Genomic DNA, 14,661 nt, shown 5'->3' with positions numbered 1-14,661 from the left:
TGCTAAGCGATAACCCGCTTCCTGCACGGCTATATTTATTGATGTAATTATTTGCCTAGAGCCTTCTTGGCATCTGCCCATTTCTTGTTGTACTTGTCTATAATCTCCTGCGGATTCTTGCTGATGACATATTCCTGTGCCAACGAGTTTCTATCGATTTGCGCTTTATTGACAACCTCTTGGAATTCCGGAGAATCGTCGACTCCTTCCATAACCGGGATACGAAACGATAATAATTCATTCATAAACCCTGCATCAGGCTTGTAATCCTTATTTGGCGGAATCATTCCGATCTTCTTCGGCATATAACCGTCCTGCCACATGAATTTCAGAAACGCCTTGGAAAGCTCCGGATATTTAGAGTTTTTGGTCACGCCGTACTTTAAATCGCCGCCAGTTACAAGTGCTTTAGCACCAGGCAGCGGGAACATGCCGATATCTTCTACTTTCGCGCCATTTTCCACAATTTGCGGAGGCAGCCATGAACCTAGATACATCATTGCAATTTTGCCCTGAGCCAGATCTCGCTTGGAGCCATCCCAGTTGGAGGACATGAGATCTTTTTCTAAATAGCCTTTATCATTCAATGTTTTTAGAAAATTAAGTCCTTCCAGAATACCGCCTTTATCGTTCTGTAAAAAGTCTTTCGTTAGCAGTGTATTTTTATAATTAGTTAATCCAGTCGTATCATTTTGATAACTTCCATCAACATAACTGCCCAATGGCCACTTATCTTTAAAGTTTGAAGCAATCGGGACAATGCCTTTGGCTTTAAGCTTTTCATTATCTGCCATTAATTCATCCATTGTAACCGGGGGCTTGTCGATTCCTGCCGTTTTAAACGCATTTTTATTGTAGATAATCCCTTGATAGTTCATTCCAATATTAAGGAGGTATAGCTTGTCATCCAAGCCTGTTCCATTTTTAAAATACCAGGTATTATCGTTCGTAAAACCTAGATCGTCGATTGGAATAAAATAGGTTGGATAATCCTTGCGTGTAATCCCCAAACCCGCTGGAACAAACATTATATCAGGCAGTTCATTTGCCGCAATTCGTGTTTTCAACACATCATCGCTCTTGCTGGGTTCAACAACGATCTCGGTGCCTGGATATTTCGCCATGAATTCCTTGGCAATATCCGTCAATACATTGTCCGCTTTATCTGTGCGGTGCGTCAAAAATGTAATTTTTCCTTTTAACGCTGCTTTTGCTGTCGTATCTGCTGCTTTTGGTGTATCTGCGGCATTCGTTGCTACTGGTGCTTTGGTGGAGTCCGTGCTTGTTGTTGACTGGCCACAGCCTGCTGCAAGTGCTGCTGTCATAGAAACGGTGATAAGTAAGCTTAATGCTCTTTTCAAAGTCCATTCCCCCTAGTAATAGTAGAGCTCAAAAGATTGTCTCTGTAATTAGAATATAAGAACGCTTACATTTAAGAAATAACAGAAATCCAGTTTTATTCGCATTTATTCAGGTAACCAATTTTTTGTATGCCGAAGGCGAAATACCCATTACGTTTTTAAAGGCTCGATTAAATGAGGTAACATTGTCATAACCAACCAGATACGCAACATCATAAATTTTAACATCATGTTCAAGCAACAGCTTCTTGGCCACTTGAATCCGGGTTTCAATAAGATAATCCATATAATTTGTGTTTGTTTCCTGCTTAAAATAGTCGGAGAAATAATTGGGATTCAGGTTTACGTAATCCGCAACCGCTTTTAAAGTGATATTTTGTTGATAATGCTTTTGAATATAATCCTTCGCCATGGCAATGATTTTCGTTCCCTTTTTTAACTTCTCCTCGTTAACCCACTCTATTGCCTTATAAAGCGCATGAACCAAAGTTTGCTTCATTTCCTCTGCGGTGTCCGTATATTGAATTAAATGAATTAATATTGTTTTTTGCATTTCAACATCTGTTTCATCCAAATCCATGCAATCCGCAAAGGTTTTCCTAATGAGATCCGTCAAAACTTCACGTACTCGCTCAGGTTGAATTTTATTAGCAATGAAGTGGCCGATGAGCAACTCCACCTCTTGTTTAACTTTAGCCGCATTTCTCAGCTCCATTCCATGATGAAGTTGACTTAAGATAGCCGAGGCTTGATTCTCCTTAAAGGGTTGAAGACCTGCGTGCGTTGAGTTAAAGGTATAAATGAGCCCTTTCCCTTCATAGAACTTATGGTTTAAGACGCTGAGCGCTTGTTGATATGCCTTAGGCAGCTCAGCATGCACGCTGAATGCAGCGCTCAGACCTACGGAAAAAGTAATCTGCGAAGCCATCTGCATATCCAGTTTGATCTCGTGAATCAGATCGATTACATCGCTGGGCGGTTCAGACTCTTCCGGATCCACAAATAACACAATCACATGTTCTTTCAAAGTACAGGCTAGTAAACGTCCCTTCATATCATGTTTATATACACATTGAAGCAGTTTGTTCTGCGAGTCATTCCTTTCTAATGCCAATGCCGAAGTGTTATCTTGACTAATAGCACAAAGAACGAACGACTTAGCATGCTCGATGTGCTTAAATTCGTTGACCTGGCCCTCATTCCCTTGAAGCCAATCCATCAATATTCGCTGCTTCAGCAAATATTCGTTGTCTTGCGCCCTTTTTTTTAAAAATTCATATTCCTTGGATGTTTGCGCTTTCTGTTCGAGCTGAACTTCAATATCGGCAAGTTGCTGCAGCAATTCCTTTTTTTGAATAGGCTTTAGCAGGTAATTGACCGCGCCATATTTCATGCATTCCTTAACATAATGAAAGTCATCAAATCCGCTCAAGGCAACGATGGACAGCGGCAGCTTTAAAGCTGTAACCTCTTGCATCAGCTGAATCCCATCCATCATCGGCATTTTGATATCGGTTAATAATACATCCGGTTTCAGAAGCTTGACCTTCTCCAGGGCCATTAGGCCATCAGATGCTTCATTATCCACCTCGTACTTGCGATTGACGCCGGATAAAATCGCTTTTAATCCCTCCCGAATCGTTTTGTCATCATCCGCAATCACTATTTTCAACATAAGGCACCTCTTCTATTTATCTGTTCACTTCAAAGCTATCATGTTAGAATATTAAGAAAATCGATTCGAGAGTGAAATCATATGAAAAAAAGGATTAAAAAATTAAGCTTCTCGAATAATATAGAGCGCTTCCATTTTCGCAATATTCCCATTTCGTATAAATTACATCTTGGATTTACCTTTATCTTTATTATCATGATCTTATTGTCATGGATCACTTTTAGCAACTACAAAAATGACAAAAATAAAAGTACGCTTGATCTCATCACCCAAATGAACCGTCAAACCATTACCAAGCTTGATGAAAATTTCACTCGCCTCATCAATGCGACTATTCAACCTCTTGTTAGAAACGATGGAATATATAGTAATTTATTCACAATACTAGATTCATCTAATGATACAGGACATTTCGAAAATGGTTTTTCGAAAGCAATTGAAGAAGAAGCCTACCGTGTTACACTTTTTAATCCAAACATGCAGTCCTTTTTAGTCTTTAATTTGATGGGTCAAGGGGACTATTACAGTTCAAACGGCGCTATTATTCCATCCGAGTTGCAACCAACCCAGAAAAAATGGTTTAAGGATAGTATTAATAATTATAAGCAACCCGTCATTATCAGCACTTATCCCATCCAAAACCTATATAGTTCAAAGCCTACTTTCGTATTTGGCGTTTCCCGCGGGATTTACAAACTGGAGGATGCCAAAGTCATCGGCGTCATTCTCATCAACAACAAGCTTGATTTCCTCACACAACTAAGTAAAGACATGGAGATTGTTCCAGAACAAAGGATAATCATAGTTGACAAAGATAATACTATCGTATCAGATAAAGATTTGACCCAAATATCGCAAAAGATACCGCCACAAATTGCGAATCAAATCATAGCGGGTCAATCCAAAATAACCAAAAACATCAAAATTAACGGGCAAAATTACTTATTTAGCTACGATTCTTCTCCATTGACAGGCTGGAAGGTCATTAATATCATCCCTTCACGAGAACTATACAAAAATATCGAGTCTATGGCGATCACGACCACATTGATTACACTTGCCGTTATTCTGATAACTGCTGTGTTTATATTTATCTTTTCTAAGAACATTGTCAGGCCGGTAAAAAAACTTGTGCTATTAATGCAATTAGCTCAAGAAGGCCATTTTGATAAACATATCGTTTTACAGCAGGAGGATGAAATCGGCCAATTAGCCAAATCATTTAATCAGATGTCCAGTAGAATAAAACATTTAATCAATGAGGTCTATGTTGATAAAATTATTCGAAAAGAACTCGAACTCCAAATGCTTAAAAATCAAATAAACCCACATTTTCTTTACAATACACTTGAATCCATTCGGATGGTGGCGGAGGCTAAGCATGTGGAGGAAGTTGCAGATATGGTCTATTCGTTGGGGAAAATTCTAAGTTACGGGATTTCAATGGATCGGGATATCGTACCTATTCATGAAGAAATTGAACATTTAGAGCAATATATTTTGCTTCAAAAGGTGCGCTTCGAGGATATTTTTACTATTTCCCTGCATATTGATCATAGCATCATGCACTTTCTAATTCTTAAAGTCATCCTCCAGCCTATTGTTGAAAACGCGATTAATCATGGATTAACCAATCGGGCTAACGGCGGATTAATAACAGTACGAGGCTGCCGTAAGTTAGATCAAATCATCTTCGAGGTCGAAGATAACGGCTGTGGCATTGCTCCCATGCAAGTGCAGGCGATGAATAAATCTTATGTCAACAAGAACTTCAAGCCCACGGGGATTGGCTTATATAACGTCAATAAACGTATACAGCTGTATTACGGCGAAGAATACGGAATTCAAATCATGAGTACACCTGATGTGGGAACACGAGTTGTTGTTCGCATTCCTGCAACTAACGCGCATACTTCTTTACTGAAGATACCGACAATAACACCACCCAATGCGGAGAGGACAGGCGAATGATTTCATTCGACCTGTCCTTTTCTTGTCATGTGCATGACTTCGACTCCTGCGATTGTTTTCTCAGCAATACTTTATGTTGCAAATTACACAACACTTACAGAGGAATCTCATCGTAATGTCGCTACGTCAACCATCACCAATCTACCGTAATGCTTTCTACAGTTACTGTTTGCTATTCTTATGGTATACTTCCGTTCAACCGACATCTCTAAATGGAGAGTAATCTATAGCAAAACAAGGAGGCGACGATCGTGTATGGTCCAAAAAAAAAGTTACGGGGTATACGGCTTCCGTTTCCAAGAAGGCCCCGTAAAGCCACTTTACCAGTTGTTTGCCGTCGGATTTCAGGATATTCGGCAGCAAGATTATGATTGGGACGGCATGAAGCGGATCGATGGACCTCTGTATTTGTTCCAATATACGCTGTCCGGGCGAGGACGGATCGAACTGGACGGCCAACATCACGATGTGTCGGAGGGAATGTCCTTTTTGGTAGAAATACCGGGCAGGCATCGTTACTATTTACCAGAAGACAGCTCTCACTGGTCGTTCTATTTCGCTCTATTTAGGCAGAGCCATCTGCAGGATCTGTGGAAGGGAATACTCCAGGAGCTGGGATCGTTGCCACGGCTCGACCCCCGCTGCCTGGCGATTCGCCGACTCGAAACCATATACTCAGAAGCGCGAATCGGCGCAATTAAAGACGGCTATTACGCATCCTCCCTCGTGTACAGTTTCATGATGGAGCTTCTTCGGTGCGGCAATGCTCAGCGCCAGGAACGAAGTAACTGGCCGGAGATCGTGCGCCGGGCAGCTGATTATATTGAGACTCACTTCAGAATGCTTGAGGGACTCGACAATATCGCGGAGGCAGCTGGAAGCTCTAAGTACCATCTGGCACGCACTTTCCATCAAGTAACTGGCTTCTCACCGATGGCATACACCTCTAAACTACGTATCGAACTTGCCGTAAAACTGCTTCGGAGCAGCTCTTTGACTGTAGAGGAAATTGCTAGAGAGGTTGGTTACAGAAATGGCAGCTACTTTAGTAAAGTATTCCGCAGTTGGACCGGCTATCCTCCAAGTGGGTTCCGAGAAGGAAAAGAACTACTTCCGATCGATCGGATAATGTTCGATTAGAGAGCTAGCGCAATATTTTACATACAACAGCAAAACATTGCGCTAGCTTCCATTTCGACTTCCCCTTATGATATGGCTATTACTTTAAATCAGAAGGGACGAGTTAATCCGATGACCAATCATCATCAATGGGCTTCCGTACCACCGCTCGGCTGGAATAGCTGGGACTGTTATGGCGCGGCCGTCAGAGAAGAAGAAGTGCGCGGAAACGCAGAATATATGGCCGAATATCTAAAGCCTTATGGCTGGGAGTATGTTGTCGTCGACATACAATGGTACGAGTCGGGAGCCGTTTCTTCGGCTTATCGTCCTTATGTCCCGCTCGAAATGGATGCGTTTTCCCGTCTCATTCCCGCCACGAACCGTTTTCCATCCGCCTCGGACGGACAAGGATTCAAACAACTTGCTGATTACGTGCACAGCCTAGGCTTGAAGTTCGGCATTCACATAATGAGAGGAATTCCGCGTCAGGCAGTTCATGCTGATACACCGATACTTGGGACGAATAAGACTGCACGGTCCATCGCAAAGACGTGGAACGGCGCCATTTGCAAGTGGAATACTGATATGTACGGCGTCGATCCGACAAAGGAAGGCGCACAGGAATATTATGATTCGTTATTCGAGCTTTACGCATCATGGGGCGTAGACTATGTCAAAGTGGACGATATCGCAGATTCGCTACTCTACGGCATTCAACTCGACGAAATTCTACTCATCCGAAGGGCGATCGACAAGTGTTGCCGTCCAATGGTGCTGAGCTTATCCCCAGGTCCTGCGCCGCTCGAGCTCGCGGAAGAGCTCAAGGCGAACGCCAACCTTTGGCGCATGACAGACGACTTTTGGGACATCTGGCGACTACTCTATGGCATGTTCGAGCGCTGTGAGAAATGGGCGCCGCATGTTGGAGCAGGCAATTGGCCGGATTGCGATATGCTGCCACTCGGTCACATCGGCATTCGTTCCGTCGACGGAGGAGCAAGCGACCGCTGGACCCGATTCACAAAGGACGAGCAGAAAACGATGATGACTCTTTGGGCGATCTTCCGCTCGCCGCTTATGTTCGGAGGAGAGCTAAGGGACAATGACGAGTGGACGCTGTCGCTACTCACGAATGAGGAAGTGTTGGATGTACTTCGTAACGGGCGAGATGCCCGTCAATTGTACCGCGAAGATGAGCGTATTGTCTGGACATCGAATGGCTATGACGGCAATCGTTATGTCGCTTTATTCAATACCAGTGAAGAAGTACAGACGGTAAAAGTGACATCTTCCCAACTTGGTTCCCATTCGCTCGGCCGTGTGCGTGATCTATGGAAACGCGAAGAGTTAGGTACGCCGAATGAGCTTTCTTTTACACTCGCCCCGCATGCGTCAATACTGTTGAAGCTTTCTCTGTGAAATAATTTCAAAATGATGAAGAAACCTGATATTTATTGTTCACCTGTCCGAGACATAACCATAGGCTATACCAAATAATAAGTTTAAGGCTAATTTTACTTCTGAATATATGGCAAATCAGTTAATAGATTGATCGTCAGTACAGCCGTGCCGGGCTCATAGCCCGCGCGGATGATCGCAAGTAGCCTGCCCTTATAGGAAGTAAAGTCGCCTTTTGTATAGTTTTCGGTCGTCTGCGGCCTGCCGGTGCCAAATGCTGCAAGCGTAGCTACTCCTTCCACTTTGGCTGTTGCCTTTATTTCGGCAGTCTGAACAAGTCTGCCCTCTGCATCAATGATCTCAACAACCACATAGGCTAGCGACTGTCCGTCTGCCAAGAATTCCTTCTTATCAGGAATAATTCTGATGCCAGCAGGCTTTCCTGCGGACTTCAATATATCGGATGAAATTTTCTTGCCAGCCGTATAACTTACAGCTTCCAAAATTCCCGGCTCAAAGGTCAGATCAAACTGTGCTATGAATCGATTCACTTTTCCGGCTGGCTTTCTCCCGAGGCTCTTTCCGTTCAGAATAAGTTCTACTTCCTCTGCGGCTGAGTACACATCCACCTGCACCGGATTTCCCTCATAACCAGCCCAGCTCCATATGTTTTCGCATTCAGGCCATCCCCATCGGCTTAAGATTTCCTTCTTACCATAGTTTTTAGGATTACGCGAAGCAATATAGGTCTCATCGGAGCCCCACACGATTCTGCGGTAGGCAAGCTGAGGACGTGCAAAGCCGCAAAGGTCAAAGTCAGCGGCATTTGCAAGGCGCCACGGATATTTGGATATATATGAACTCATTAATGTAAATGTTGTAGTAGCCTCATGCGGATCAACATATTCTGCTTTCCCGAGACCTGCTTCACCGATGTAGTCATAACTCGTCCAAGTAAAATCTCCAATCACTTGGGAAAAGCGTTCAACATCATGCCAGTATTTCTCCATTTCCATTGCTCTGCTTTCGGTGCCGCAGATAACCCGGTTGGGATAACTCTTTATAGAATCTTCGTATTGGTAATTAAGATAATTATATCCCACGACATCCAGCGGGGCGCAAAAGGCTTCGGTATAGTCGCCCCAGATCTTTTTACCAAATTCTGAATCAATATTTATCAGGTCCCCTCCTGTTTCCTTCCATTGTTTGTACAAACTCTCCCAAAATTTCCTAGTATTCTCGTCATCAAGTCCGATATAAAGGGAACAAACGGAATTTGTGACCAGGCGTGTAGAATCAAGCTCACGTACCCATGCCGCCAGTTTGGCAGCCCAGTGATATCCATCGGACAAACCGCCTTGCTCTCCCACCTCATTGCCGGTAGACCACATGATAATGCTGGGATGATTCCGGTCACGGAGAATAAAGGCTTCCATATCCATCTTCCAGTTCTCTTCGAAGTACTGGCTATAATCTTGGGTGGTTTTCTCCATCCTCCAAACGTCGAATGCTTCGTTAATGACAAGCAGTCCCAAGCGGTCGCATGCATCCAGCATATCCCTCGACGGCGGATTGTGCGCGCAGCGGATGGCATTATATCCGTTGTCTTTGTGGAGCTTCATCTTGCGGTATTCACTGTCTTTAAAAGACGCAGCGCCAAGGATGCCGTTGTCATGATGCACGCATCCGCCTTTGAGCTTGATGGTGCGCCCGTTCAGCATAAAGCTGTTCTTTACGTCAACGGAAATTGTCCTTATTCCGAACAGGGTGCTGTCACGATCAAGAACCTTCACTTTGTCGGTTAATTGAGCGGTGATCCTGTAAAGATTCGGGGAATTAATGTCCCAAATTTCGGCGTTTTCAACAGCGATCATCACCCGGCCGACGGACTTTTCTCCTGCGGGTATGTGCACTTTGACCCTTCCGGTACCCGCTTCGGTGCCGCAGGACTCCTTCTCGATCTTGATGTCCACCCACAGATTTGTGCGATCGGCTGTATGGTTTTCCACCGTCGTTTCAACAATTACAAACGCAGTACCGCCTACAAAATGCGAAGTGTAGGCGTAAATTCCCCACGGGGCTATATGCAGCTTCGGGGCGCAAAGCAGATCGACGTGGCGATAGAGACCCGAGCCTGAATACCAGCGTGCATTCGGCTGCGCTGCGTTATTGACGGTTACTGCTAGACGATTCGGTTTGCCTGGCTTCATGTAGGGAGTGAGATCGGCATGGAACGGCGTGTAGCCGTAATGGTGTCTTGTCACGGTATTTCCGTTCAATCCTACAGTTGTGTTCATGTAAGCCCCGTCAAACTCCACCAGGACTCGTTTACCGGCATACTCTTCGGGAATGTTCAGTATCTTTGTATATGTCCCAAGTCCTCCGCCGTAATAGCCCGTTAATGACCCGCCTGGTGCCTCTGGAAACGTATCCGTCTCGATTGTAAAGTCATGCGGCAGATTAACTATTTTTGCTGTCTGTGCAGGTCCATAGCCCGGTATCCCGGACGGTTTACCGTTTACAAACTCCCACGCTCGGTCAATGTTTTCTCTGATCATAATAAATCTCCTCTCAATACATGATCGGGAACAAGGTTGGTATAGTGACTGTATCCGCGATTGCAACGGCGGCGACCCGAACATGTGGAATTCTGCAATCGCTTTTCGATGATCGCGGTACTCATGACGACTGACGCCGCGCACAAGCATATGGTCTGTTCAACTCTCAGACCTTCTGTTATATGTAGTACTGGAGAAGATGCATATCAATATCTTCCTAAGGGGTTTACCACGTCCTCAAAGTTGATTTCTTGTTTGGCGCCGCTTCATGAATATTTATATGATATTTGCCTAAGTCAGGTTCATCTTTTTTTCGGGAGTAGGAAGACAGGCACCTTACATTTGTTAATGGAGCTTTGCAATGCTGGGCAACTTGTAGTTTATCGGAGCATCTAAGAGGTACGAATAAAAAGACGACACTCATTCCCCGTTTTTGGGGACGAGAGTCGTCTTTTCATATCTAAACAGGTCTTCAAATTTACGAAGAGCTATCTTAAACTTGGTACCGAGTTCCAAGGCCGTTCTTTTGACATACTGATCAGCCACACAACGATCGTGTTCAGTCGTTATTTGGTAATGGAATATGAGCGTTCTTGGCTGTACGTCTTTAACATCTGTCCTTTGTCGCCATGCCAAACACCCCCTAAAATAGTTTAGATTAACCCAGGGGTTTTTTCTAATGTCTATTTTAGGGGGTGCGGTTCACACTATCGATTATTCCGAATCTCTCACCCAAACTGTCATCTCACCTATACCTCGGTTTGCCCACGCGAAATAGGGAATAAAGGTCAAATTCACGGTTTCATTCCGGATATCACTCGCAGGCTTGTAGAGCTCGTCTGCCCATTCTTTGATATTCATTCGTTTGGCAGCAGTTTTGATCACTTTCACCTCTGCCCCTCCCAAAAGCTCATAATTAGCCTCTACTTCTAACGAGCTCATCTGTGGCAGTACCAATTGATGCATTTGTTTCCCATTGTCCGCCTCTTCTAAGCAATAAACCAAAGGCCCCCTCTGCAAGGCTACCTTGCCTGCTGTTTGCCTAACCAGAGGATGTCCTTTCATGCGATGAACCGGCATAGGAAGTATCAGCTCCACCAGATCACCCCGTTGCCATATTCTGTTCAGCAAGGCATATCCATCTACAACTTGAGCTTCAATCGGGAATGGATCTCCATTTATTTGTACACTTGCCCCATCGCACCAAGCAGGAATACGCAGTGCCAATGTAAATTGGGTGGCTTCATCCATGGTCAATTCGAACCGTACCGCACCATCCCATGGATAATTGGTTCGCTGTTCTAGATGAATAGACTTGCCTCCAAGCTCCAAATCGGCTTGCCCTCCCACATATAAATGTGTATAAACGGTTTGGTCCTGAACGGTGTAAATATATTGTCCAAGAGATGCCAACAGCCTCGCAACATTCGGAGGACAACAAGCACAGCCGTACCATCCTTGACGAACAGGCTTAATGTGATCATAATTCTTATTTTTTCCGCATGCATCGGGATAAACTTCGAGCGGATTCACATAGAAGAAGTGTTTTCCATCACGTGACATACCGCTGATTACTGTATTGTATAAGGCGCGTTCCATGGTGTCCGCATACTCGCTTTTCGGTTCTAATTGCAGCATTCTTTGTGCGAAAAAAATGAGTCCGATAGAAGCACAAGTTTCCGCATATACCGTATCGTTAGGCAGATCGTAATCCAGGGAGAAAGCTTCTCCTCGAGCCATGGAGCCAATCCCGCCTGTTATATACATTCGTCTGGAGACGATATTTTTCCATAATTTTCGGCAAGCTTCTAGCAGCTCGCGATCACCGGTCTCGGCAGCAACATCGGCCATGCCCGCACACATATAAACGAGGCGCACAGCGTGCCCTTCTGCTTTGTCCTGCTCGCGTACTGGCAAGTGAGCTTGACTGTAGTCCTTCTCGTTAATCATCATCGTATCTGGCCAATGATGCGTTTTGCCTCTCTTTTCCCATTCCACATCGTAAAAATGAGGGGGCTGCTGCCCTCTTTCATCCAGGAAATACTTGCTTAGCAGCAAATATTTTTCCTGCCCTGTGACATGATACAGCTTAACAAGCGCAAGCTCAATTTCCTGATGCCCGTCATATCCTCTTAACTTGCCTGCTTCATCCCCGAACACAGCATCGATGTTATCGGCTATTCCACATGCAACTTCCAATATTTTACGCTTTCCTGTTGCCCGGTAATAAGCAACAGCCGCTTCAATCATATGTCCGGCACTGTATAACTCATGGCACTCTGCTAAATTCGTCCATCTCTGGTCGGTTTCTTTCACCGTATAGTACGTATTTAAGTATCCATCCTGCTGCTGTGCCCTTGCTATAAGATCAATCACGTCATCCGCTACCCGTTCCAATTCCGAATCTGCTTCTGTTTCAAGCAAATAACCTACAGCCTCCAACCATTTGGCTACGTCGCTGTCTTGAAAAACCATGCCATAAAACTCACCCTCGGCTTCCCCTGCTGCGATCTTAAAGTTGCGAATGGCATGGCTGGGCTCCGCATCCGGTACCCGGTCGTTTAATGCCTCCCATTGATAAGGCACAACGACTTCTCTCACCAAGCGGATATATTCAGACCAGAATGCATCCTGAATACGTACGTTTTTTAAAGGCAATGACTGTGCAAGTTGTCTACTCTCCATATTCTCTCCTGCTCCTTTATTTCCTATAAGTTAGTTGGGTAAAATGTCTAGCCTTTCACTCCCGTCATGGCAATTCCTTCAATAAAATACCTCTGTGCAAAGAGGAAAATGATTAGAGAAGGCAGCACGACAATGGCTACAGCAGCCATCATAATATTCCATTGAGCTGAATATTGCCCTTGGAACAAGGTTAAACCAAGCATCAACGTATATTTTTTCTCCGAAGAAATGTAAAGGATAGGCGCCAAATAATCGTTCCAACTGCCCAGAAACGTAAAAAGTCCAACCACAATCATCGACTGCTTGCTTAAAGGTACAATAATTCGTGAATAGACCTTCAGATGGTTGGCTCCATCCATATAAGCAGCCTCATCTAATTCCTTGGGAATTGACATGAAAAACTGACGAAGCAGAAAAATATTAAACAAACCTCCGCCGAAAAAAGCAGGCACAATAAGAGGGGCATAGGTATCCGTTAAGCCCAGATAGCTCCAACCAATGAAGTGTGGAATCATAACCACAGCGAATGGAAGCATGAGCGCAGTCATCAAGAAACCGAATAATTTATCCCGCCCAGGCCATTCCAGTCTTGAAAATCCATAGGCGCAAAGAGAACTGGTCAGTAAAACACCGACAATATTCGCGATTGTAATGAAAGCCGTGTTCAGAAAAAACGTGCCGAATGGCTGTGCTGTCAACGCATTCTTATAGTTCTCCCATTTAATAGCGTGTGGAATAATGGACGGCTCGACCTGAAAAATCTCACTGGTATCAACAAGTGATGTTCGTATCATCCAATAGAAGGGGAACAAACATACTAGGGTGCCTAGGATCAGCAAAAGATAAATGATGAATGTACCCATGGTTTTTCTCTTTCTCATTTTCCTTTGCCATCCCCTTCGTAATTAATCCAAGATTTTGAAAATTTAAAAATAAGAAGTGTAAATAGGACAGAGATGATGAAAAGAATGACCGAGGAAGCGCTGGCTGCGCCCATTTTGGAAAACTTAAAACCGTTTTGGAAAATATAAAGCACATACAGCAAGCTGGCGTTATTAGGACCGCCTGCACTGACCCCGCTGCTGCCGGATCCGCCAGTCATCACTTGCGGTTGTACGAAGGTCTGAAGAGCATTAATAAAACCAATGACCGTGTTAAAAAAAATAATAGGTGCGCTAACCGGAATGGTGATATAGATGAGTTTATGCCATGCATTTCCACCATCTACCTCAAGCGCTTCATACAAATGTGATGGAATGGATTGCAATCCTGCCAGAAAAATCACGATCGTACTGCCGCAAGTCCATAAGCTAAACAAAATTAAGGTAGGCATAACCGTTGTATCCGATGCGAGCCAGCTAGATGGCGGCAAACCTGCTGCACGCAGCAAATAGTTTACGACACCGAAATCGGGCTGCAGCATCCACATCCAGATAATGCCGGAAGAAGCAATCGGAATAATGACAGGTAGATAAAACACTCCCCTAAAAAAGCCGCGAGCTTTAATCTTCTGATTCAATAACACGGCTGCAAGAAAGGAAACAATAATCCCCAATGGAACACTGACAAACACATAATACGCAGTCGCTTTCATCGCCGGATAAAAGAAAACATCCTTACCCGTAAACATATCTGTGAAATTTGAGAATCCGATGAACTTCATAGACTGTGCGCCAATTGAGTAATCCGTAAAGCTTAGGATAAAAGTCAACAACAGCGGTACAGCAATAAAAATAGCGTATCCAAGCAGTACGGGCGAAGTGAATAGTAAGCCGATGTAGAGATTATTCCTTCGTTGGCTACGCTTTTTTTTGACTGGCAAATCCGCACTCAAGTTAATTGTAGATTCCATCTACACTTCCTCTTTCCCCATAAATTTGGCAGAAAGCCA

9 protein-coding genes are annotated in these 14,661 nt (G+C 44.2%); 3 read left to right on the top strand and 6 right to left on the bottom strand.

Going from position 1 to position 14,661, the window contains the following annotated elements; all coding sequences use genetic code 11:
* Window positions 1-47 precede the first annotated feature (47 nt).
* Together AC58P7_RS00425 and AC58P7_RS00420 are read right to left on the bottom strand one after the other, a co-directional pair.
* A complete protein-coding gene (locus AC58P7_RS00425) occupies window positions 48-1,361 on the bottom strand; it encodes an ABC transporter substrate-binding protein (RefSeq protein WP_497339403.1) in 1,314 nt (437 codons plus the stop codon).
* Between the two features lie 109 nt (window positions 1,362-1,470).
* Window positions 1,471-3,036 (bottom strand): response regulator transcription factor, encoded by a 1,566-nt coding sequence (locus AC58P7_RS00420; protein WP_497339402.1) that lies wholly within the window; start codon window positions 3,034-3,036, stop codon window positions 1,471-1,473.
* 81 nt (window positions 3,037-3,117) lie between these two features.
* Here AC58P7_RS00420 and AC58P7_RS00415 point away from each other — a divergent pair, with 81 nt between their 5' ends.
* The 3 genes from AC58P7_RS00415 to AC58P7_RS00405 all read left to right on the top strand — a co-directional run bounded on the left by AC58P7_RS00415 (window position 3,118) and on the right by AC58P7_RS00405 (window position 7,548).
* On the top strand, window positions 3,118-5,007 hold the full coding sequence (locus AC58P7_RS00415; protein WP_497339401.1) for a sensor histidine kinase: 1,890 nt from the start codon (window positions 3,118-3,120) through the stop codon (window positions 5,005-5,007).
* A gap of 255 nt (window positions 5,008-5,262) precedes the next feature.
* On the top strand, window positions 5,263-6,147 hold the full coding sequence (locus AC58P7_RS00410; RefSeq protein ID WP_497339400.1) for a helix-turn-helix domain-containing protein: 885 nt from the start codon (window positions 5,263-5,265) through the stop codon (window positions 6,145-6,147).
* A 72-nt stretch (window positions 6,148-6,219) separates the two neighbouring features.
* Complete coding sequence (locus tag AC58P7_RS00405; protein WP_497339399.1) at window positions 6,220-7,548, top strand: glycoside hydrolase family 27 protein; 1,329 nt, start codon at window positions 6,220-6,222, stop codon at window positions 7,546-7,548.
* A 95-nt stretch (window positions 7,549-7,643) separates the two neighbouring features.
* Here AC58P7_RS00405 and AC58P7_RS00400 read toward each other — a convergent pair whose 3' ends face one another.
* The 4 genes from AC58P7_RS00400 to AC58P7_RS00385 form a co-directional block, all read right to left on the bottom strand.
* The gene (locus AC58P7_RS00400; RefSeq protein WP_497339398.1) at window positions 7,644-10,085 is read right to left on the bottom strand and encodes a glycoside hydrolase family 2 TIM barrel-domain containing protein; all 2,442 of its coding nucleotides are present in this window, start codon (window positions 10,083-10,085) and stop codon (window positions 7,644-7,646) included.
* Between the two features lie 714 nt (window positions 10,086-10,799).
* A complete protein-coding gene (locus AC58P7_RS00395; protein ID WP_497339397.1) occupies window positions 10,800-12,770 on the bottom strand; it encodes a glycoside hydrolase family 127 protein in 1,971 nt (656 codons plus the stop codon).
* A 47-nt stretch (window positions 12,771-12,817) separates the two neighbouring features.
* Window positions 12,818-13,633, bottom strand: a complete 816-nt coding sequence (locus AC58P7_RS00390) for a carbohydrate ABC transporter permease (protein WP_497339396.1) — start codon at window positions 13,631-13,633, stop codon at window positions 12,818-12,820.
* A gap of 14 nt (window positions 13,634-13,647) precedes the next feature.
* Window positions 13,648-14,622, bottom strand: coding sequence for a carbohydrate ABC transporter permease (locus AC58P7_RS00385; RefSeq protein ID WP_497339395.1), 975 nt, complete (start codon window positions 14,620-14,622; stop codon window positions 13,648-13,650).
* Between the last annotated feature and the right edge of the window lie 39 nt (window positions 14,623-14,661).

It is taken from the genome of Paenibacillus sp. J22FR5 (assembly GCF_059691975.1).
Note: the sequence above shows the minus strand (reverse complement) of the source record. Positions and strands in the feature narration are given on the sequence as shown.

What these genes read in the sequence shown, in the direction of transcription:
- AC58P7_RS00390 (WP_497339396.1), bottom strand. Translation starts at nt 13,633, where the DNA reads ATGGGTACATTCATCATTTATCTTTTGCTGATCCTAGGCACCCTAGTA.
- AC58P7_RS00415 (WP_497339401.1), top strand. Translation starts at nt 3,118, where the DNA reads ATGAAAAAAAGGATTAAAAAATTAAGCTTCTCGAATAATATAGAGCGC.
- AC58P7_RS00395 (WP_497339397.1), bottom strand. Translation starts at nt 12,770, where the DNA reads ATGGAGAGTAGACAACTTGCACAGTCATTGCCTTTAAAAAACGTACGT.
- AC58P7_RS00385 (WP_497339395.1), bottom strand. Translation starts at nt 14,622, where the DNA reads ATGGAATCTACAATTAACTTGAGTGCGGATTTGCCAGTCAAAAAAAAG.
- AC58P7_RS00410 (WP_497339400.1), top strand. Translation starts at nt 5,263, where the DNA reads ATGGTCCAAAAAAAAAGTTACGGGGTATACGGCTTCCGTTTCCAAGAA.
- AC58P7_RS00400 (WP_497339398.1), bottom strand. Translation starts at nt 10,085, where the DNA reads ATGATCAGAGAAAACATTGACCGAGCGTGGGAGTTTGTAAACGGTAAA.
- AC58P7_RS00405 (WP_497339399.1), top strand. Translation starts at nt 6,220, where the DNA reads ATGGCTATTACTTTAAATCAGAAGGGACGAGTTAATCCGATGACCAAT.
- AC58P7_RS00420 (WP_497339402.1), bottom strand. Translation starts at nt 3,036, where the DNA reads ATGTTGAAAATAGTGATTGCGGATGATGACAAAACGATTCGGGAGGGA.